The organism is Pseudomonas sp. Xaverov 259, assembly GCF_019352915.1.
Taxonomy (GTDB): Bacteria; Pseudomonadota; Gammaproteobacteria; order Pseudomonadales; family Pseudomonadaceae; genus Aquipseudomonas.
Window position 1 is genome coordinate 153,003 of record NZ_JAAAFV010000023.1, and the last position, 20,012, is coordinate 173,014.

A 20,012-nucleotide genomic window follows, 5' to 3' on the forward strand; every position below is an offset into this window, starting at 1 on the left:
GTCGAGGTACTTTTGCCAGGCCCAGTCGTACTTGAAGGGTACGAGTTGGTTGAGGTCGGCGCGGCAGTTGATCATGCGCTTTTCGTCAACGGCGACGCGGGCGGCGGAGCCTTCGAGTTCGGCGAGGCCTTCGGCGACGTCGAGTTTGTCCAGGGCGGCCTTGGCGCGCACGATGGCGGCGGAGTCACTGGCGGTGACGGCGCGGGCTTCGATGGCGGCGGCAGCGCCGGCACCGTCGAGGCGGTCCATGTTGGCTTCGGTGGCGTGGCCGGCGTTGGCGCCTTTGGCGGCTACTTCGCCTTCTTCTTCTTTGTCGAATTCGTCCCAGCTCAGCATGACGTGTCGTCTCCTGCGTGAGGGCTCAAAGGTGCCCGTGTGAAACCGGATGGTTGGGTGTTCACACGGCCCTGAGGCCGCGGTGGATCTTAAGGAATCGTTTGTTGCAACAGCTCGCGCAGGCAATTAAACGGAATAGGATTACGGGTTCTGCTTGAGGCTTGAGGTGCGCAGCAACAGATGCAGGCTCGCGCGGAGGCCTCAGGTCTGGCTCTTTATCCCAGTGTAAAGGGATATTGCAGGCCCGATTTACCCGCGCATTATAGGGAAAAAATCGGCTTTGTGTTGCGGCGGATGGTCACGATTGAGGGCCAAAATGCTGTGGTTTTCGGCCGGAGCGTGTGTTTGCAAGGCTTTGCTGGGGTAGGAATTTTTTGACGGGCGGTGGGATAGTTTTTGTAGGGCTGGGAGAGGGGGAGTGGTGGAGGGCTGAGTGGGGTGTGTTTGGCTGAGATCGCCATCGCAGGCAAGCCAGCTCCCACATTGGGTTGGCAGTGGGCCAGGGGGCGGTTCTTGGCCGCAAGAACGATTTCTTGCGGCGACCAAGATCCGGGTTTAAATCTTACTGAAAAAGTTATTACCCGTTAGAGCAACCATTGCCCATCACTTGATAATTAAGAATATGACGCTGGCCCTGCGAGTCTTCATATTCCATTTGCACTGGTACAACGTTGCAGACATCTGGGATGTTGCTCATGGACAATACTTTGGCCACATCCAAGTGTGTGCTGTAAGTGTAATCCTCAACTATCGGTGCGTTCTGACCAGCCAGCTCAGTCGGGGCTTCGTCGGCCAGGGCGGCGGTAGCGCACAAGCTGCTGAGGGCCATAACTATTAAAGCTTTCATTTGTGTATTTACCTTCTTCAGGGCGAAAGGGGTCACGGGGCCCTTATGAGGCCGCGTGTGTAACTTAAGAGTTGGGAAGTTCGGATTAACGTTGCCTTCGTGGGGGCTGTTACGGTGTTAATCACGGTGCCTTGTTGGCGGAGTTGATTTTAGGCCTGCGGGTTATATTCATATACCCGTGCTTTTGATAAACACTATTGGCGGTTTTTGTAACAATCCCGTGGTAAAGGTTTTTTCATCAGGCGTGAAAGCCACGCAGGGCGCGGGCCAGAGCCCTGAAAGGGCATAGCAGGGCATTTTGTAGGGGCTTGTTACTACCATCGTCGAATGGTTCTATGGGGGCGCCCCGGCTACAACAGGGCATACAAAAACAACTATTGTCACCGAGGTAAGAAAGATGAGTGCGGCTTCCCTGTACCCCGTTCGCCCCGAAGTAGCAGCCAACACGCTGACCGACGAGGCGACCTACAAGGCCATGTACCAGCAGTCGGTGGTCAACCCCGATGGCTTCTGGCGCGAGCAAGCCAAGCGCCTTGACTGGGTCAAGCCTTTCACTGCGGTCAAGCAGACCTCTTTCGACGACCACCATGTCGACATCAAATGGTTCGCCGACGGTACCCTCAACGTTTCCTACAACTGCCTGGACCGCCACCTCGCCGAGCGTGGTGATCAGGCGGCGATCATCTGGGAGGGCGATGACCCTTCCGAAAGCCGCACCATCACTTACCGCGAGCTGCATGAAGAAGTCTGCAAGTTCGCCAACGCCCTGCGTGGCCAGGATGTGCATCGCGGCGACGTAGTGACTATCTATATGCCGATGATCCCCGAAGCCGTGGTCGCCATGTTGGCCTGTACCCGCATCGGTGCGATTCACTCCGTGGTGTTTGGCGGTTTTTCACCGGAAGCCCTGGCCGGTCGCATCATCGACTGTAAGTCGAAGGTGGTGATCACCGCCGATGAAGGCATCCGCGCCGGTAAGAAAATTCCGCTGAAGGCCAACGTCGACGACGCGCTGACCAACCCGGAAACCAGCAGCATCCAGAAAGTCATCGTGTGCAAGCGCACCAATGGCAACATCAAGTGGAACCAGCATCGCGACATCTGGTACGAAGACCTGATGAAAGTGGCGGGCACTGTGTGTGCGCCAAAAGAGATGGGCGCCGAAGAGGCGCTGTTCATCCTTTACACCTCGGGGTCCACCGGCAAGCCTAAAGGCGTGCAGCACACCACTGGCGGCTACTTGCTGTACGCCGCCCTGACCCACGAACGCGTGTTCGACTACCGCCCGGGTGAAATCTACTGGTGCACCGCCGACGTCGGCTGGGTCACCGGCCACACCTATATCGTCTACGGCCCGCTGGCCAATGGCGCGACCACGCTGCTGTTTGAAGGCGTGCCGAACTACCCGGATATCACGCGGGTGGGCAAGATCGTCGACAAGCACAAGGTCAATATCCTCTACACCGCACCGACCGCGATCCGCGCGATGATGGCGTCGGGCACCGCCGCCTGTGAGGGCGTTGACGGTAGCAGCCTGCGCCTGCTCGGTTCGGTGGGTGAGCCAATCAACCCGGAAGCCTGGGATTGGTACTACAAGAATGTTGGCCAATCCCGTTGCCCGATCGTCGACACCTGGTGGCAGACCGAAACCGGCGCCACCTTGATGAGCCCGCTGCCGGGTGCCCACGCCCTCAAGCCGGGTTCGGCGGCACGCCCGTTCTTTGGTGTGGTGCCAGCGTTGGTGGACAACCTCGGTAACATCATCGAGGGCGCTGCCGAAGGCAACCTGGTGATCCTCGATTCATGGCCGGGCCAGGCGCGTACGCTGTATGGCGACCACGATCGGTTTGTCGACACTTACTTCAAGACCTTCCGTGGTATGTATTTCACCGGCGACGGTGCGCGCCGCGATGAAGACGGCTACTGGTGGATCACCGGGCGGGTGGACGACGTGCTGAACGTGTCCGGCCACCGTATGGGCACCGCCGAGATTGAAAGCGCGATGGTTGCGCACCCGAAAGTCGCTGAAGCGGCGGTGGTGGGTGTGCCCCATGACATCAAGGGACAGGGCATCTATGTGTATGTCACGCTCAAGAATGGCGAGGAGCCGAACGAAGCGCTGCGCCTGGAGCTGAAGAACTGGGTGCGCAAAGAGATTGGGCCGATTGCCTCGCCGGATGTGATCCAGTGGGCGCCGGGCTTGCCGAAGACACGTTCGGGGAAAATCATGCGCCGGATTCTGCGCAAGATTGCCACGGCTGAGTATGACGGCTTGGGGGATATCTCCACCTTGGCCGACCCAGGTGTGGTGGCGCATTTGATTGAGACGCACAAGACCATGAACGTCGCGTAAGGCCGCGTAAAGAGCCCCACTCGGTGAAAACCGGGTGGGGCTTTTTTGTGGGCTCTTGAGAACAGTGGAGATTCCCTGTGGGAGCGGGCTTGCTCGCGAAAGCGGTGGGTCAGTTGGCAGATGTGTGGCTGAACCACCGCATTCGCGAGCAAGCCCGCTCCCACAGTTGGATCGCATTTCAAATGGCGGCAGGTGAGCTGTCAGGCGGCCCTGCAAACCACCAAGCCAATAAATATCGGTTTTTCATGTAGGGCATTTCTGAATGTTACCGCTGCCGCCAAATGTGTAACCCCACGCCCATTCCTGAGGCAATGTGCTACGCCTGCGCCCCGAAAACCCGCGTTTTAGACACCCGCGGAAATAAGATTAAACGCCAGACTTGCCGTGCTAGAAGGGTTTGCGAATAATAGGCCCGCAATTTGCAGCATCAACAGGTTTAATATCTTTTGTCTCTGCATAAAATTCAGAGGCTGTCAATGTGCTGGAACCGCTTTCTCAGTGCTTCTGTAAATTGTTGTCGCATTGAGGAAATATCGGCTTCCGGCCTGTCGTTAGAATGCCGATCACTCGCTCGTCGTCTCCTGTATCAATTCGGGGTAGGACGCAGCACCGCTATTCGGTTTCACTTAAGTCGCATCGTGGGCCACGGCTCATTCTGCTTTTTGCCCTATACCGATGGAGTCCCAAGATGAAGAAACTTGTGCTGTTGGGCGCCCTGGCGCTGTCCGTGCTGTCCATGCAGGCCTTCGCTGATGAAAAGCCTCTGAAAATTGGTATCGAAGCGGCTTACCCTCCGTTTGCCTCGAAGGCGCCGGATGGCAGCATCGTCGGTTTTGACTACGACATCGGCAACGCCCTGTGCGCTGAGATGAAGGTCAAGTGCGTATGGGTTGAGCAGGAATTCGACGGCCTGATCCCTGCGCTCAAAGTGCGCAAGATCGACGCGATCCTGTCGTCCATGTCCATCACCGAAGACCGCAAGAAGTCTGTGGACTTCACCAACCGCTACTACCTGAGCCCAGCGCAGCTGGTGATGAAGGAAGGCACCAAGGTCAGCGACAGCCTGGATGAACTGAAGGGCAAGAAAATCGGCGTGCAACGCGGTTCGATCCACGATCGTTTCGCCAAGGAAGTCCTGGCGCCTAAAGGTGTCACGGTTGTGCCTTACAGCTCGCAGAACGAAATCTACCTGGACGTGGAAGCCGGTCGCCTCGATGGCACCGTGGCCGACGCCACCCTGCTGCAAGACGGCTTCCTGAAAACCCCGGCCGGTAAAGGCTACGCGTTCGTGGGCCCACAGTTCACCGACGCCAAGTACTTCGGTGACGGTATCGGCATCGCGGTACGCAAAGGCGACAAGGCCGACCTGGACAAGATCAACGCGGCCATCGCGGCGATCCGTGCCAACGGCGAATACAAGAAAATCCAGGACAAATACTTCGACTTCGATATTTACGGCGCTGACCCTAAGTAACTCGTCGCAGCTGTCTGTCCTAAATGGCGCAAGCAACAGAATTCCTGAGGTTTGCGCCATTTTTTCATCCCCCTTTTCGAGGACCTGAATCATGTTGAACGGCTACGGGGCTGTCATCCTCGATGGCGCATGGTTGACGCTTCAGCTCGCCTTGTCGTCCATGGCCTTGGCCATTGTTCTGGGTCTGATCGGGGTCGCGTTACGCCTGTCGCCGGTGCGCTGGCTGGCTTGGCTGGGTGACTTGTACTCCACGGTGATCCGCGGGATCCCCGACCTGGTGCTGATTCTGCTGATTTTCTACGGCGGCCAGGACTTGTTAAACCGCGTCGCGCCGATGCTCGGCTATGACGACTATATCGACTTGAACCCCTTGGCCGCCGGTATCGGCACCCTGGGTTTCATCTTTGGCGCCTACCTCTCGGAAACCTTCCGTGGCGCCTTCATGGCCATCCCCAAGGGCCAGGCCGAGGCCGGCCTTGCGTATGGCATGAGCAGTTTCCAAGTGTTTTTCCGGGTGATGGTGCCGCAGATGATCCGGCTGGCGATCCCTGGTTTCACCAACAACTGGCTGGTACTCACCAAGGCCACCGCGCTGATTTCGGTGGTGGGCCTGCAAGACATGATGTTCAAGGCCAAGCAGGCGGCAGACGCCACCCGCGAGCCTTTTACCTTCTTCCTCGCAGTGGCGGCGATGTACCTGGTGATCACCAGCGTGTCGTTGCTGGCCCTGCGTTATCTTGAGAAGCGCTACTCGGTAGGCGTAAGGGCGGCTGATCTATGATCTTCGACTACAACGTCATCTGGGAAGCCATGCCGCTGTACCTTGGCGGCCTGGTAACCACCCTGAAACTGCTGGCCATTTCGCTGTTTTTCGGCCTGCTTGCTGCCTTGCCCCTGGGCTTGATGCGCGTGTCCAAGCAGCCGGTCATCAACGGCGCGGCCTGGCTCTACACCTACGTGATTCGCGGCACACCGATGCTGGTGCAGCTGTTTTTGATCTACTACGGCCTGGCGCAATTCGAAGCGGTACGCGAAAGCTTCCTGTGGCCGCTGCTGTCGAGCGCCACGTTCTGCGCATGCCTGGCCTTTGCGATCAACACCAGCGCCTACACCGCCGAAATCATCGCCGGCAGCCTCAAGGCAACGCCGAACGGTGAGATCGAAGCGGCCAAGGCCATGGGCATGTCGCGCTACAAGCTGTACCGCCGCATCCTGCTGCCGTCGGCCCTGCGCCGCGCGCTGCCGCAGTACAGCAACGAAGTGATCATGATGCTGCAGACCACCAGCCTGGCGTCCATCGTCACCTTGATCGACATTACCGGTGCTGCACGCACCGTGAACGCCCAGTACTACTTGCCGTTCGAAGCCTATATCACCGCGGGCGTGTTCTACCTGTGCCTGACCTTTATCCTGGTGCGCCTGTTCAAGTTGGCCGAGCGCCGCTGGCTGAGCTACCTGGCTCCACGGAAGCATTGATATGGAACGTATCGATCACCTGTTGCCCTGGGGTCACCTGGGGTGTGAACGCCAACTGAGCGTGTTTCGCTTCGGCAGTGGCGAGCGCAAGGCCTATATCCAGGCCAGCCTGCACGCCGACGAATTGCCGGGGATGCGCGCGGCGTGGGAGCTGAAAAAGCGCCTTACCGAGCTTGAACAGCAAGGCGCCCTCAACGGGGTGATCGAGCTGGTGCCGGTGGCCAACCCGATGGGCCTGGGCCAGTTGCTGCAAGGCAGCCACCAGGGGCGTTTCGAGGTGGGTAGCGGCAAGAATTTCAACCGTGATTTCGTCGAGTTGAGCGCGCCGGTAGCCGAGTTGCTCAAGGGCAAGCTGGGAGATGATGCGCACGCCAATGTGCGCATGATCCGCCAGGCGATGGCCGACGCACTCGCCGCATTGCCCGCGCCGAGCAGTCAGTTGCAAGGCATGCAGCGCATCTTGCTGAGCCACGCCTGCACTGCCGATATCGTCCTTGACCTGCATTGCGACGCTGAAGCTGCGTTGCACATGTATGCGTTGCCGCAACACTGGCCGCAGTGGCGCTCGTTGTCGGCGCACTTGAATGTGAAAGTCGGCCTGCTGGCGGAAGACTCCGGCGGCAGTTCGTTTGATGAGGCGTGCTCGCTGCCGTGGTTGCGTCTGTCGCAGGCGTTCCCGGACGCGCAGATTCCACTGGCGTGCCTGGCGACTACCCTGGAATTGGGCGGCCAGGCCGACACCGGCCGTGACGAAGCGATTTTCCACGCCGAAGGCATCCTCGCTTTTCTGGCCGAGCAGGGCTTGATCACAGGCCAATGGCCGGCGCCGCAATACGAAGCGTGCGAAGGCTTGCCGTTTGAAGGCACCGAATTGTTGTTCGCGCCCCATGCCGGTGTGATCAGTTACCTGCGTAAAGCCGGTGATTCGGTGCAGGCGGGCGATGAGATTTTTGAAGTGATTGACCCCCTGACTGATCGCGTCAGCATTGTTTGCGCGGGTACGTCCGGGGTGTTGTTTGCCGTTGAACGGCTACGTTATGCCCAAGCGGGTTTCTGGCTGGCCAAGGTGGCGGGGCGCGAAGCGCTGCGTCACGGGCGCTTGCTCAACGACTGACCACCTGTTTTTGTGAGAACCGACCGCATGTACAAACTTGAAGTCCAAGACCTGCATAAACGCTATGGCAGTCATGAAGTGCTCAAAGGCGTGTCCCTGGCCGCAGCGGCCGGTGATGTGATCAGCATCATCGGTTCCAGTGGTTCGGGCAAAAGTACCTTTTTGCGCTGCATCAACTTGCTGGAGCAACCCCACGCCGGCAAGATTTTGCTCAATAACGAAGAGCTGAAACTGGTGGCCAACAAGGACGGCGCCATGAAGGCCGCCGACCCGAAGCAACTGCAGCGCATGCGTTCGCGGCTGTCGATGGTGTTCCAGCATTTCAACCTGTGGTCGCACATGACTGCGCTGGAAAACGTGATGGAAGCGCCGGTGCATGTGTTGGGCATGTCGAAAAAAGACGCGCGTGAAAAGGCCGAGCACTACCTGGCCAAAGTCGGCGTGGGCCATCGTAAGGATGCGTTCCCCGGCCACATGTCCGGCGGTGAGCAGCAGCGCGTGGCCATCGCCCGCGCCCTGGCGATGGAGCCGGAGGTGATGCTGTTCGACGAACCGACCTCAGCCCTTGACCCGGAGCTGGTTGGCGAAGTGCTCAAGGTGATGCAGGACCTGGCCCAGGAAGGCCGCACCATGGTGGTGGTGACCCACGAAATGGGCTTTGCCCGTGAAGTCTCCAACCAGTTGGTGTTTTTGCACAAAGGTATCGTCGAAGAGCGTGGCAACCCGCGTGAGGTGCTGGTGAACCCGCAGTCCGAGCGGTTGCAGCAGTTCCTTTCGGGTAGCCTGAAATAATCAAGACTGCTTTTGTGCACTCAAATAGTGCATATTTCGCAGCCTTGAGGTCGCCTCGTTCCCTGTGGGAGCTGGCTTGCCTGCGATGGCGGTGTATCAGTTAAAGATGTGCCAACTGACCCACCGCCATCGCAGGCAAGCCGGCTCCCACCTTGGATCTCCATATGTTTTGAGATTTGTGTTGGTTTACCGGCTAGCATTGGCCCTTGTCTTCATTACTGTTACTCGCTTCGGATAGCCCCTAAATGACCGCCCATAAAATTGGTTTCCTGATTTGGCCCAGCACAAAAGCACTCACGCTTGCGCTGGCTGAGGAGGCTTTGCGCGTTGCTCAGCGGGTGCATCCGGACGTGGTATACGAACTGTCGTTCTTGCAGGCCGAACCGCGCACCGAAGGGGCCTGGCAATTACCGGGCGAGCCCTGGGCCGGCAAGCTTGAAGGCTTCCAGAAACTGTTCCTGCTGGCGGACGAACCGCCGACCGTGATCGCCTCTCAGCTCAGCACCGCGCTCAAGCAGCTTGTTCGGGCCGGGTGTGTGATTGGTGGCTTGTCGGCGGGCGTGTACCCACTGGCCCAACTGGGTTTGCTCGACGGCTACCGCGCCGCCGTGCATTGGCGCTGGCAGGATGACTTCGCCGAGCGTTTCCCCAAGGTGATCGCCACCAGCCATTTGTTCGACTGGGACCGCGACCGCCTGACCGCCTGCGGCGGCATGTCGGTGCTCGACCTGTTGCTGGCCGTGTTGGCCCGTGACCACGGCGCCGAACTGGCCGGTGCGGTCTCCGAAGAACTGGTGGTGGAGCGCATCCGCGAAGGCGGCGAGCGTCAGCGTATTCCGCTGCAAAACCGCCTGGGTTCCAGCCATCCGAAGCTGACCCAGGCGGTGTTGCTGATGGAAGCCAATATCGAAGAGCCGCTGACCACCGACGAAATTGCCCAGCATGTGTGCGTGTCGCGACGACAACTCGAGCGGATCTTCAAGCAGTACCTCAATCGCGTCCCCAGCCAGTACTACCTGGAATTGCGCCTGAACAAGGCCCGCCAGATGCTCATGCAAACCAGCAAGTCGATCATCCAGATCGGCTTGTCGTGCGGCTTCTCCTCGGGGCCGCACTTCTCCAGCGCCTACCGCAACTTCTTTGGCGCCACCCCGCGTGAAGACCGTAACCAGCGGCGCAGCAGCAGCCCGTTTGAATTGTCGTCGGTGCCGTCTGAGCGCGGTTGAGCGCCCTGTTACTGTTCCGACTCGTCCTCCGACGTGTCGGTTGAGTTGGTTGGGTTCAACTGCGCGCGCTGCCTGACTTCAGGGATTTCAAAGTCCACAGCGTGGCGATGGTAATAGGGCACCAGCAGCGTGATGGTCTCCGGCGAGAAGGTGTTGCCGCTGAGAACGAAGCCTTCGGCTCTGTCTGGCTCCACTTCCAGTATGTCGGTGGGCAACTCGGTGATCTGGTTGTCGCGCAAATCCAGTTGACCGAGCAATGGCAGATTGAATGTTCCGTTGGGCACCTCTGTAAGGCCCGCGCCTTCGATGATCAGGCCGGTTAAGCCGGTCATCTTGCTGACGTCCGGCGTCAGCCCCAATGGATTGCCACTCAGGTCCAGGTATTCAAGATTGTGCAGGTCGCTAAGGGCGGCTGCGCTGGTGGCCGTCAGCTGTACACGGCTACGGGAGATGATCAGTGTCTTGAGCTGCGTCAGCTTGAACACCCCCGCAGGGATGTCTGGCAGGGCATAACTGCGGATATGCAGGGTTTCCAGGTTGGGGAAGCGCTCAAGAAAACCCTGCGGGATCGAGGTTGTTTGCTCTCCCGCCAGTTCCATCTTCGACACATGTTTGAAATTGATATTCAGTGCCGGTAAATCGCCGAGCAGCGGCAGTTTCAGCTCCAGTTCATGGGTGCTTGTCGGTGGCTCCTGGCTTGAGTCCAGTCGTGTTTCCCCGCGCCAGCCGGCTTCCAATACAGCCTTGGCCTGGCGTCGAAGGATTTGTTGCTGCGCGCGGACCCCTTCGTCTATAGGGGTGTTTATGAACGGATACCGTTCGGGTACACCCAGCACCCATTCTCCCAAGTCTGCTTGCAGGCGCTCGTAATCGGCCTTATCAGCTTTGAGGCGTTCGAGTATTGCCATTGAGTTATTCAGGCCACCGGGCAACCTGAAGATCAAGTTATTCGCCTGATTGGCGCTGTAGGTGGGGTAAAGCTCTTGAACCAGGCGGCGCTCGGCCGGGTTGGCGTCTGCGCCGAAGTGTTCGCCGGTCGTTTGGCAATAGGTTTTGATCTTTTCCAGCGTGACGCGTGAGAGCGGGTTGCCCGACAAGTTAAAGACTCTGGCTCTTTGGGCAGGCAGGTTAAACAGGCCTTCAGGCAACCTGCTCAAGTAGTTATTGCTGAGGTTGGCGCTCGTCAGTTGAAGGCGAGTCAGCAGGTGTTCGGGGAACAGCGAAATATACGTGTGGCTCAGGTTCAGTGTCTGCAACTCGGGCATTTGCCCAAGGTTGGGGGACAGTGACAGTTGACGGTTGTTGGAGAGGTCCAGGTTTTTAAGCCGGGTCATCAGGGCAAGCTGGGCACGGCTTTGCAGGGTCAGGTTGATGTTGCAATTACGCAGCGTCAGGCTGTTGAGATGGGGCAGCGCCATTACCTCGGGGGGGAGGGTGTTGAGTGCTATATCGTTGATCGCCAGTGTGCGCAGATTGGGGAAGCGAGCCACGAAGGCAGGCGCACCGCGCGTGGTGGGATAGCCCCTCAATCCCAGGTTGGAGATGTGGTCGAAGTTGGCACTCAGCACCGGGAGTTCGCCGTGTGTGGGGGCGGTGAGGTGTAATTGGCGGCCGCTGGCAAATTCTGTGTCCTGCGGGGTTTCATGACGCCAGGCACGGATCAGTTGGTGGGTCCAGATCCAGCGATGAAGCCGCTCTTCGGCCACCCTCGAGGAAAACAGCGGTACTTGGGGGTTGAGGAAGACTTCGGAGAGGTTGGAGCGCCAGCTTGCCAGGGCGGTTTCCAGCTGTGAGAACTCGCTCTTGAGGTATTGAAGCGTCTGTAAGGGTGAGCCCGCAAAGGTGTGGAGCGCGGACAGTAGATAGGTTGTTTGCTCCTGGTTGAGGCTGGGGTATAGCTCGCGCAGTAATTGAGCCTCAAGGTTATGGTTTGGCGCTACGGCGCCGTAGCCCTCCATGCCGCCGGGCAGGCGCATCAGCGTGGGGTCGTAATTGGGCTTGCGCACCGGGTCGGTCGCCAGCAGCTCACCCAGTGGCTCACGGCCCAGGGCGTATTGACGCAGGGTATTTTGCAGCAGTGGGCCTTGCCCGATTTGCATGCCCAGTTCATCGCGCTGCGTATCGGGCAAGGCTTGGATAACGGCGGTATACAGGTCGGTTTCACCGAACAGGGTGCCCTTGCCGTCTTCAGGGATGTATTGGCCCTCGATCGTACGCACGAGAATGCGTTGGATTGATCCCTCGGGAGGCCCGACGGCGTCCCGTAAGGCGCCGGTGCGGCGAAAATTGCGTACTTCCAGGCGTACCAGGGGCGACCAGCCCGGCAGGTTTTCCAGGGAATGCAGGGCGAGCCGCTGCGTATCGCCACTTTCCAGGGCCTCCATATACAGGCCTTCATATGCGCGGCTGATTCTGACCTCATGGGCGGCCCAGTGTGCGAGGTCTCTCAGGCGCTGAGGCAGGATGCCTTGATCCATCTCCAGCAGCTCCTGGCCCGTGGCGCCGAATAGCGCCTCCTGCGCAACACTGATGGGCAGGCCGGGTGCGCTGTCGATGATTTTTTGCACGCGCGGGTCGCGGGTTGTCTCCAGCCCTCGATAGCGTGAGTCAAACATGCTGGCTTGACGGTTCCGGGCTTGGCGTGCCAACCGTTTACGCAATGTTGCCGCGCGCACGTGCAGTTGCGCGGCAGGCGTACCGAAGGGTTCTTCAAGCAGGGTTTTGCGCTCTGATTCGTTCAGGGTTTCCAGCAGGGTTTTCAGCAAGTCGCCATTTTTCATCTGGGCTTCATGTATCTGGGCCACTGCCGCGTCTTCCCGGCCCCGGTGCTCCCAGACGGTTTCACCTTTGGCGTTGAGAAAGCGCAGGGTCTTGGTTTCTGGCCACAGGCTGGTCTGGCTCAGCAGCCACAGTTGGGTTTGGGTATCGGCTTTTTGATATTGCTGTTGATCATCGCTGTTCATCTGGTCGATGAAATCCTGGAGATGCTGGTCGATGGCGACGCGCTTGAGGGTGTCGGCCAGCAGCCCCGGCGCAGGTTGGCGATCCATGTACAGCTTGCGCAAAGCCCCATCGTCGCTGCCGCTGATGCGATGGGCCCATTCCAGGCGGGCTTCAGTGAGTTCGTCGGCCGGTGCACCGAGCCGACGCAGCAAGGTGTTGCGATCCCATGTCAGCGGGCGATCGGTGGGCATCAGCCAGGCGCCCTTGCCACTACCGCTGATCCGCGGGCGGTAGGCGTGTGTGCGGGCGGGGTGGCCAAGGTAGGTGCTGCCTGCTTCCTGCTGAATGGAAAAGTGTTGCCCATTAAGCGCGAGGATCTGTTTGTCGGTGTGCGCGTGCAGCCCCTCGTCACTGGGGCGTGACTCGGGCGGCAGTTGAATGTCATGGGCATAGGGCGCCAGGTCGGCGGGCCACAGGCGAGTTTTGTCGCCGTCGGTAACGGGGGTGAGGGAGTCAAAAAAATCCCATAGTTTTTTCGGCAGCGCCTGTCGCAACAAGCCTTGAGCAATGGGGGCGCCGACCGCGAACAGGCCCAATTGCACCATTTGTTCTGTGATTGACATCAAGTGCTCAAGGGCCTCGGTTTTGAGGCCTTCGGCCCAGTCAATGATGCCTTCAAACACTTCGTCGAGCAGTTGATAAGCGCTGTAGCCCAGCATCAGCGCGCCCAGCGGCGGCACAAAAGGGGTCACGATAAAGGCGGCGATTTCGAGAATGGCTTTGCCGACCTTCTGCACGATGTCCCAACGCTGCCAGCGAGCCTTGCTGTCGGCGTCGGCGGTGGGGACGGCGATGGCTCGCGCATCATTGAGCAGCTTGTTGAGTTTGCGCTGATACAGGTGTTCGAACAGCTCGCCAGGGATTTTTGTCGCGTAAAACTGCAGGTTGGGCTTTGCCACGGGCTCTTTATGCCAGGTGGGACGCGGGTCGCCTGGCTGCGGCGGGTGCCAGACAATGTGGGACAGGCGGTTGTTGAGGTCGGCGAAAAAGTAGGCGCGGTGTTCCTGGTTGACGAAACGGCTGAAAAACGCCTGATAGTCGGGGTCGCTCAGCTTGTCGGCGAGGTCGCGCATGAACGCAGTGCCGTTGGCGTAGTACTTGAGAGGTGCCTGTGGGTCGCCGGGAATGTACGCCACCACGGGCACGGCAGTCTGGTGCGACTCAAGGTCGGCGGCGAACAGCACCACGCCCGTCAGCGGCGCGCCCATCAGGCTCAAATCGTGGTTGAGCAGGGTCTTGCCTTGCAACGTCAGGCCGCGATGCTCGGAGAGGTGCGCCCGGAGTGTGCGCAGCGTCGATTCGCTCGCGTCTTTTTTCAGGCGCGCCATCTGCACGCAGGTAAGCGCCTCGGCTTTGAGATTGGCGATCACCTTGCTGCGCAGCGATGCCTGGAGCGTGGCATTTTGGAAGCCGAAAAAGCCTTTGAGGTAGCGTTGGTACTGCGCACCGATGTCCAGCTCACGGCACAGTCCGACAAATTGCACGATGCTGATTTTATCGGTCACGGCGGGCAGGGTGTCGAACTGACCGGTGGCCGACGGTTGGGTGATGAAGGTGGAGTCGTCGGTATAGGCGGCTGGTTGGCCTTCGGTTGCGTCGAAATTGTGCAGCGCCGCGTCCACCAGCGACACCGTCCATGCCTTGACCCCACCGGTTTCTATGGGGAACAGCGGTATCGTCAGGGGGGCGTAGAGGCGCAAAAACGTCGTGCTGACATCACGCTCAATGCCAAACCGAGTCTTGAGAGCCTGGTGCAGCAGGGGCGCGGCGAAAGCCTGAGGCGATTCAAGTGCAGCCAGGGCGCTGTCGAGCTGGTTTTGCGTGGTCCAATGGTGGTCCATGGCCTCTTTGAGCGGCGTGTGTTGCTGGCGATTGGCGTCGGCCAGCCAGCCGGCGAAGTGCAGTCGGGTGGTTTTCAAGGCGTCGCGCCGGGCACTCGAGGCCTCGCCCAGCCAGGGTGGAAGGCGGCTGTGGACGCTAATGGGCACGCGGCCAGCAGCGTTTTCAAGGTGTGGGGTGAGTGTTGTTTGAGTCGGATTGGGCATGTGGCTGATTCTTCAGTGAGTTGCGGCACCGACATCACAGCAAGCCTGATGGACGTGAGAGAGGCAGATAGTTAATGCAATTGGCGAAAATCAACCGGCAACGCCCCTGCCTCTGAAACGATGCAGCGTTTAAACTGCGCCATTGCGACGCTATTTGTCGCATTGGCGTAAACCCGCCAAAAACGCGGGTTGGCGCTATAAGAAGTTGTCGCTTGGCGACAAGGCTGCACTGAAAACTGTCCTTACAATCCCTGCATCGCCCGCCAGTTCCAGGCAGGCGTTCCTCTTCAGGAGACTCCGATGTCCGTTGAGCAAGCCCCGGTGCAACGTGCCGATTTCGACCAGGTGATGGTGCCCAACTACGCACCTGCCGCCTTTATCCCCGTGCGTGGCGCAGGTTCGCGCGTCTGGGACCAGGCCGGTCGCGAGCTGATCGACTTTGCCGGCGGCATCGCGGTCAACGTATTGGGCCACGCCCACCCGGCGCTGGTCGGTGCACTGACCGAACAGGCCAACAAGCTGTGGCACGTCTCCAACGTGTTCACCAATGAGCCGGCCCTGCGCCTGGCCCATAAGCTGATCGACGCCACCTTTGCCGAGCGCGTGTTCTTCTGCAACTCCGGCGCCGAAGCCAACGAGGCCGCGTTCAAGCTGGCCCGTCGCGTGGCGTTCGACCGTTTCGGTACCGAGAAATACGAAATTATTGCCGCGCTGAACAGCTTCCACGGCCGTACCCTGTTCACCGTCAATGTCGGTGGCCAGTCCAAGTATTCCGATGGTTTCGGGCCTAAGATCACCGGCATCACCCACGTGCCTTATAACGACCTGGACGCGCTCAAAGCGGCCGTGTCGGACAAGACCTGCGCTGTGGTGCTGGAGCCGATCCAGGGCGAAGGCGGCGTATTGCCGGCCGAGCTGGCTTACCTGCAAGGCGCCCGCGAACTGTGCGACGCCAATAACGCGCTGCTGGTGTTCGACGAAGTGCAAACCGGCATGGGCCGCAGCGGCCACCTGTTCGCCTACCAGCATTACGGCGTGACGCCAGACATCCTCACCAGCGCCAAGAGCCTGGGCGGTGGTTTCCCGATCGCAGCCATGCTGACCCGTGAAGACCTGGCCAAGCACCTGGTGGTCGGTACCCACGGCACCACTTACGGCGGCAACCCGCTGGCGTGTGCGGTGGCGGAAGCGGTGATCGACGTGATCAACACCCCGCAAGTGCTGGCCGGTGTGAACGCCAAGCACGACCTGTTCAAGGCGCGCCTTACGCAGATCGGCAAGCAATACGGCATCTTCACCGAAGTGCGCGGCCTGGGCCTGCTGATCGGTTGCGTGCTGAGCGACGCGTTCAAAGGCCGTGCCAAGGACGTGTTCAACGCGGCCGAAAAAGAAAACCTGATGATCCTGCAAGCCGGCCCCGACGTGGTGCGTTTCGCGCCGAGTCTGGTGGTGGAAGACGCGGATATCAACGAAGGCCTGGACCGCTTCGAACGTGCTGTGAAGACGCTGACGCAAGCTTGATAGACCGTTCGGTGCTCAGGCGATTGAGCATCGAACCCAATTTTTTGTGCCGGGCCCCTTAATTGGAGCTGTGAAGATTCAATGTGGGAGCGGGCTTGCTCGCGAAGGCGGTGGTTCAGTCACCTTAAATGCTGAATGACATACCGCTTTCGCGAGCAAGCCCGCTCCCACACTTGACCTCACTGTTTTCAAGACCGTGCCCGGCATTTTTCCCTCTGTGAGTTTTTCGAGTTAAGGAGTGACACCATGCTGGTGATGCGCCCCGCGCAAATGGCTGATCTGGGCGAGGTACAGCGTCTGGCTGCGGACAGCCCGATTGGTGTCACCTCCTTGCCGGACGATGTGGAACGCCTGAGCGACAAGATCGCCGCCAGCGAAGCGTCCTTCGCGGCCGAGGTGAGTTTCAACGGTGAAGAAAGCTATTTCTTCGTGCTCGAAGACACCGAGACCGGCAAGCTTGCCGGCTGCTCGGCCATTGTCGCCTCGGCCGGTTACTCGGAGCCGTTCTACAGCTTTCGTAACGAGACCTTCGTGCATGCTTCGCGCGAGCTGAAGATCCACAACAAGATCCACGTGCTTTCCCAGTGCCACGACCTCACCGGCAACAGCCTGCTCACCAGTTTTTATGTGCAGCCTGCACTGGTCGGTTCGCCGTGGTCGGAACTCAATTCCCGTGGCCGCCTGTTGTTCGTCGCCAGCCACCCCGAGCGCTTTGCCGACTCGGTGGTGACCGAAATTGTCGGCTACAGCGATGAGAACGGTGACTCGCCGTTCTGGGACGCCATCGGTCGCAACTTCTTCGACCTCAACTACGCCGCCGCCGAGCGCCTGTGCGGGCTTAAAAGCCGCACCTTCCTCGCCGAACTGATGCCGCATTACCCGATCTACGTACCGCTGTTGCCGGACGAAGCCCAGGAAGCCATGGGCCAGGTGCATCCACGTGCACAGATCACCTTCGACATCCTCATGCGCGAAGGCTTCGAGACCGACCATTACATCGACATCTTCGACGGTGGCCCAACGTTGCACGCGCGGGTTTCGGGCATTCGCTCGATCGCCCAGAGCCGTGTGGTGCCGGTAAAAATCGGCGAGATGGCCAAGGGTGTCGGTCGCCAGTACCTGGTGAGCAACGCGCAGTTGCAGGATTACCGCGCGGTGATGCTGGAACTGGATTACGCGCCCGGCAAGCCAGTGACCCTGGACCTGCAAGCGGCCGAAGCTTTGGGCGTTGGCGAAGGCGCAAGCGTGCGCCTGGTGGCTGTTTAAGACTGAGTTTCGCGGGTGGCTTAACGGCGGCCCGTCTGAGGAGATAGCATGATCGTTCGTCCCGTACGCAGCAGCGATTTACCGGCCCTGATTGATCTGGCGCGCAGCACCGGCACCGGCCTCACCACCCTGCCGGCCAACGAAGAACGCCTGACCCACCGGGTTGGCTGGGCGGAAAAAACCTTCCGTGGCGAAGCCGGGCGTGGCGATGCCGACTACCTGTTCGTGCTGGAAAACGACGAAGGCCGCGTGGTGGGCATTTCTGCCATCGCCGGTGCCGTCGGCCTGCGTGAGCCTTGGTACAACTTCCGGGTCGGCCTCACGGTCAGCGCTTCCCAGGAGCTGAACATTTACCGCGAGATTCCGACGCTGTTTTTGGCCAACGACCTCACCGGCAATTCCGAATTGTGCTCGTTGTTCCTGCACGCCGATTACCGCAACGGCCTTAACGGCCGCATGCTGGCCAAGGCGCGCATGCTGTTTATCGCCGAGTTCCCGCAGCTGTTCGGTAACAAGATCATTGCCGAGATGCGTGGCGTGTCCAACGAAGCCGGGCGCTCGCCGTTCTGGGAAAGCCTGGGCCGGCACTTTTTCAAGATGGAGTTCAGCCAGGCGGATTACCTCACTGGTGTGGGCAATAAGGCGTTTATCGCTGAGCTGATGCCCAAGTTTCCGCTGTACAGCTGCTTCTTGTCTGAAGACGCGCGCAATGTCATCGGCAAGGTTCACCCGGACACCGAGCCGGCGCTGAGCATGCTCAAGAGTGAAGGCTTCAGCTACCAGGGCTATGTCGACATCTTCGACGCCGGCCCGGCGGTGGAATGTGAAACCAGCAAAATCCGTGCGGTGCGTGACAGCCAGTCGCTGGTGTTGGCCATCGGCACGCCGGGGGACGACGCTACGCCGTTCCTGATCCATAACCGCAAGCGCGAGGAGTGCCGCATTACGGCCGCTCCGGCCCGGCTGGCGGCAGGCACTTTGGTGGTCGATCCGCAAACCGCCAAGCGCCTGCAACTGGTGGTGGGTGACCAAGTGCGCGCTGTTGCGTTGTCTGCTGCTCGGGAGTCGAAATAATGAATTCGCTGTATATCGCAGGTAGCTGGCTGGCTGGCCAGGGTGAACTGTTTGAATCGCGCAACCCGGTGACCCAGCAGGTGTTGTGGGCCGGCAATGGTGCCACTGCCGAGCAGGTTGAGTCCGCCGTGCAGGCCGCGCGCCAGGCGTTTCCAGGCTGGGCGCGCCGCCCGCTCGAAGAACGCATCAGTGTGCTGGAAACCTTTGCCGCCGCGCTGAAAACGCGCGCCGATGAAATCGCCCGCTGCATCGGTGAGGAAACCGGCAAGCCGCTGTGGGAATCGGCCACCGAAGTCACCAGCATGGCCAACAAGATTGCCATCTCGGTGCAAAGCTACCGCGAGCGTACCGGCGAGAAGAGCGGCCCATTGGGCGACGCCACGGCCGTATTGCGCCACAAACCCCACGGTGTGGTGGCGGTGTTTGGCCCTTACAACTTCCCGGGCCACTTGCCCAACGGGCATATCGTCCCGGCCTTGCTGGCGGGTAACACGGTATTGTTCAAACCGAGTGAACTGACCCCCAAAGTCGCCGAGCTGACCGTGCAATGCTGGATCGAAGCCGGTTTGCCGGCGGGCGTGCTGAACCTGCTGCAAGGTGCGCGGGAAACCGGCATAGCGCTGGCGGCCAACCCAGGCATTGACGGCTTGTTCTTCACCGGCTCCAGCCGTACGGGCAATCATCTGCACCAGCAGTTCTCCGGGCGCCCGGACAAGATCCTCGCGTTGGAAATGGGCGGCAACAACCCACTGGTGGTCGACGAAGTGGCCGATGTGGACGCGGCGGTCTACACCATTATTCAGTCGGCATTTATTTCGGCTGGCCAGCGTTGCACCTGCGCCCGTCGTTTGCTGGTGCCGCAAGGCGCCTGGGGCGATGCCTTGCTGGCGCGTCTGGTGGCGGTGAGCGCGACGATTGAAGTCGGTGCATTCGACCAGCAACCGCCGCCATTCATGGGTTCAGTGATTTCCCTGGGCGCTGCCAAAGCCTTGATGGACGCCCAGGAATTGATGTTGGCCAATGGCGCCGTGGCGCTGCTGGAAATGACCCAGCCTCAGGCTCAAGCAGCCTTGCTGACCCCTGGCATCATCGATGTGACTGGCGTGACCGAGCGCGAAGATGAAGAACTGTTCGGCCCATTGCTGCAAGTGATCCGCTACGCTGATTTTGCTGGGGCGATCGCCGAGGCTAACAACACTCAATATGGCCTGGCTGCGGGGCTGTTGTCGGACTCCGAAGCGCGCTATCAGCAGTTCTGGCTGGAAAGCCGCGCGGGTATCGTCAACTGGAACAAACAGCTGACCGGCGCCGCCAGTACTGCGCCGTTCGGTGGTGTGGGCGCCTCGGGCAACCATCGCGCCAGTGCGTATTACGCGGCGGACTATTGCGCGTACCCGGTGGCGTCCCTGGAAACCCCAAGTTTGGTATTGCCAGCGACACTGACGCCGGGCATTACACTGATCTAAAGGTGGGTGCGGGCCCATG

13 protein-coding genes and 1 pseudogene are annotated in these 20,012 nt (G+C 59.9%); 11 read left to right on the forward strand and 3 right to left on the reverse strand.

The features are described 5' to 3' along the window. A pseudogene (locus K0H48_RS07815) lies at positions 1 to 336 on the reverse strand (ribonucleotide-diphosphate reductase subunit beta); the annotation flags it as partial. Positions 337 to 913: 577 nt separating this feature from the next. After that, a complete protein-coding gene (locus tag K0H48_RS07820; RefSeq protein ID WP_138814184.1) occupies positions 914 to 1,183 on the reverse strand; it encodes a DUF2790 domain-containing protein in 270 nt (89 codons plus the stop codon). A gap of 397 nt (positions 1,184 to 1,580) precedes the next feature. Between K0H48_RS07820 and acs the strand changes: the two genes are divergently transcribed. The 7 genes from acs to K0H48_RS07855 all read left to right on the forward strand — a co-directional run bounded on the left by acs (position 1,581) and on the right by K0H48_RS07855 (position 9,618). After that, positions 1,581 to 3,536, forward strand: coding sequence for an acetate--CoA ligase (gene acs / locus K0H48_RS07825; protein ID WP_056861684.1), 1,956 nt, complete (start codon positions 1,581 to 1,583; stop codon positions 3,534 to 3,536). A gap of 688 nt (positions 3,537 to 4,224) precedes the next feature. After that, positions 4,225 to 5,010, forward strand: coding sequence for an ABC transporter substrate-binding protein (locus K0H48_RS07830; RefSeq protein WP_138814186.1), 786 nt, complete (start codon positions 4,225 to 4,227; stop codon positions 5,008 to 5,010). Positions 5,011 to 5,101: 91 nt separating this feature from the next. Next, the gene (locus K0H48_RS07835; protein WP_017138431.1) at positions 5,102 to 5,791 is read left to right on the forward strand and encodes an ABC transporter permease; all 690 of its coding nucleotides are present in this window, start codon (positions 5,102 to 5,104) and stop codon (positions 5,789 to 5,791) included. Beyond that, on the forward strand, positions 5,788 to 6,486 hold the full coding sequence (locus K0H48_RS07840; RefSeq protein ID WP_099548200.1) for an ABC transporter permease: 699 nt from the start codon (positions 5,788 to 5,790) through the stop codon (positions 6,484 to 6,486). Before K0H48_RS07835 ends, K0H48_RS07840 begins: the two co-directional genes overlap by 4 nt. A 1-nt stretch (position 6,487) precedes the next feature. Further along, complete coding sequence (locus tag K0H48_RS07845; protein ID WP_219267042.1) at positions 6,488 to 7,600, forward strand: succinylglutamate desuccinylase/aspartoacylase family protein; 1,113 nt, start codon at positions 6,488 to 6,490, stop codon at positions 7,598 to 7,600. Positions 7,601 to 7,627: 27 nt separating this feature from the next. Continuing rightward, positions 7,628 to 8,392, forward strand: a complete 765-nt coding sequence (locus K0H48_RS07850; RefSeq protein WP_003214336.1) for an ABC transporter ATP-binding protein — start codon at positions 7,628 to 7,630, stop codon at positions 8,390 to 8,392. Between the two features lie 245 nt (positions 8,393 to 8,637). After that, positions 8,638 to 9,618 (forward strand): GlxA family transcriptional regulator, encoded by a 981-nt coding sequence (locus K0H48_RS07855; protein ID WP_017138427.1) that lies wholly within the window; start codon positions 8,638 to 8,640, stop codon positions 9,616 to 9,618. 8 nt (positions 9,619 to 9,626) lie between these two features. Here K0H48_RS07855 and K0H48_RS07860 read toward each other — a convergent pair whose 3' ends face one another. Further along, on the reverse strand, positions 9,627 to 14,540 hold the full coding sequence (locus tag K0H48_RS07860; protein ID WP_257626879.1) for a leucine-rich repeat domain-containing protein: 4,914 nt from the start codon (positions 14,538 to 14,540) through the stop codon (positions 9,627 to 9,629). A 426-nt stretch (positions 14,541 to 14,966) separates the two neighbouring features. Here K0H48_RS07860 and K0H48_RS07865 point away from each other — a divergent pair, with 426 nt between their 5' ends. The 4 genes from K0H48_RS07865 (at position 14,967) to astD (ending at position 19,993) form a co-directional block, all read left to right on the forward strand. Next, the gene (locus K0H48_RS07865; protein WP_219267044.1) at positions 14,967 to 16,187 is read left to right on the forward strand and encodes an aspartate aminotransferase family protein; all 1,221 of its coding nucleotides are present in this window, start codon (positions 14,967 to 14,969) and stop codon (positions 16,185 to 16,187) included. 246 nt (positions 16,188 to 16,433) lie between these two features. After that, positions 16,434 to 17,453 carry an arginine/ornithine succinyltransferase subunit alpha gene (gene aruF / locus K0H48_RS07870; protein WP_219267045.1) on the forward strand — a complete coding sequence of 340 codons (1,020 nt, stop codon included), beginning with the start codon at positions 16,434 to 16,436 and terminating at the stop codon, positions 17,451 to 17,453. Between the two features lie 48 nt (positions 17,454 to 17,501). After that, on the forward strand, positions 17,502 to 18,527 hold the full coding sequence (gene astA, locus K0H48_RS07875) for an arginine N-succinyltransferase (protein WP_106576117.1): 1,026 nt from the start codon (positions 17,502 to 17,504) through the stop codon (positions 18,525 to 18,527). Continuing rightward, positions 18,524 to 19,993: a succinylglutamate-semialdehyde dehydrogenase gene (astD, locus tag K0H48_RS07880; RefSeq protein WP_219267172.1), complete on the forward strand. Its 1,470-nt coding sequence runs from the start codon at positions 18,524 to 18,526 to the stop codon at positions 19,991 to 19,993. Before astA ends, astD begins: the two co-directional genes overlap by 4 nt. The last annotated feature ends 19 nt before the right edge of the window (positions 19,994 to 20,012 follow it).